We start from the raw sequence: 1,278 nt of genomic DNA, 5'->3' as shown, positions 1-1,278 counted from the left end.
CCGTGCGGGCGACCGCGGAAGCGCCGCCGCCCGAGTTCGGCGAGCCCGGCCTGTGGACGCCGAACCCGGCTCCGGTCTCGCGCAGCTGGTGGTGACCGCAGCCCGCCGGTCGCGGTCCGTGAGGAGCCCCCGCACCGGCCCCGTGGCCCATTCGCATCACCCGTCGGGCGACCGACGCGGCGACGCGCGCCGCCGCGCTTGCCGGCACGATTTCGCCACGGTCCAGACTTAGCCGTAAGGGAATCGCGTGTGTCCGGCTCGGGCCGCCGATAACCGGGTCTTCACGGTTTTCGGCAACCTTGCGTTCACCATGGTTCCGCGCCGAACGCGGGTCGCGTCCGAGGGGTGAGACGATCGTGCCGACGCCGAGCCAGACGACGCCCCGGCCCTCGCGTCTTCGGCGCATCCTCTTCGGACTGTCCGGCATGGCGCTGGCGCTGGCGGCCGGAACCACCGGCACCCAGGATGCGGTCGCCAACGGCGACACCCGCTCGCTCACGATCTTCCACACCCACACCAAGGAGAGCGCGACCATCACGTTCAAGCGCGATGGGCGCTACGACCGCGCGGCCCTGGAGCAGCTGAACTGGCTCCTGCGCGACTGGCGCATCGACGAGCCGACCAAGATGGACCCGCGCCTGTTCGACACGGTCTGGGAGGCCTATCGGCAGGTCGGCGCCTCGGAGCCGATCCACGTGGTGTCGGCCTATCGCTCGCCCGGCACCAACGCGATGCTGCGCCGCCGCTCGAAGGCGGTGGCCGAGTACAGCCAGCACATGCTCGGCAAGGCGATGGATTTCTACCTGCCGGGCGTCTCCATCGACGACATCCGCGCGGTCGGGCTGCAGATGCAGCGCGGCGGCGTCGGCTGGTATCCGCATGCCGGCTCGCCCTTCGTCCATCTCGACGTCGGCTCGGTCCGGATGTGGCCGCGGATGAGCCACGACCAGCTCGCCCGCCTGTTCCCCGACGGCAAGACCGTCCACCTGGCGTCCGACAACCGGCCGTTCCCGCGCTACGAGGAGGCCCGCGCCGAGATCCTGGCCCGCGGCGGCACCGTGCTCGGCGTGTCCTCGCAGATCGCCTCCGCCGACGAGGAGGAGGGCCCGAGCCTCGTCGGGTTCCTCGCCGGCCTGTTCGGCAGCCGCAGCGATCCGGCTCCGGCGCCGGTCGCGGTGGCGCGCGGGAAGCCGAAGCCGGTGGTCGCGGTGGCGAGCGCCGACCCGGAAGACGGCATCGGCACCCGTGCGGCCCTCGCCTACGCCGCCCCGGCGGCGT

1 protein-coding gene is annotated in these 1,278 nt (G+C 72.6%); it reads left to right on the top strand.

The genetic code is table 11. The annotated features are described in order from the left end of the window. Window positions 1-425: 425 nt before the first annotated feature. The coding region (locus FV230_RS28420; RefSeq protein WP_147844736.1) for a DUF882 domain-containing protein at window positions 426-1,278 on the top strand (853 nt) is incomplete at its 3' end.

Source organism: Methylobacterium sp. WL6 (genome assembly GCF_008040095.1).
Lineage (GTDB): Bacteria > Pseudomonadota > Alphaproteobacteria > Rhizobiales > Beijerinckiaceae > Methylobacterium.
The sequence above is the reverse complement of the archived record's forward strand: the minus strand, read 5'-3'. Positions and strand labels throughout refer to the sequence as shown.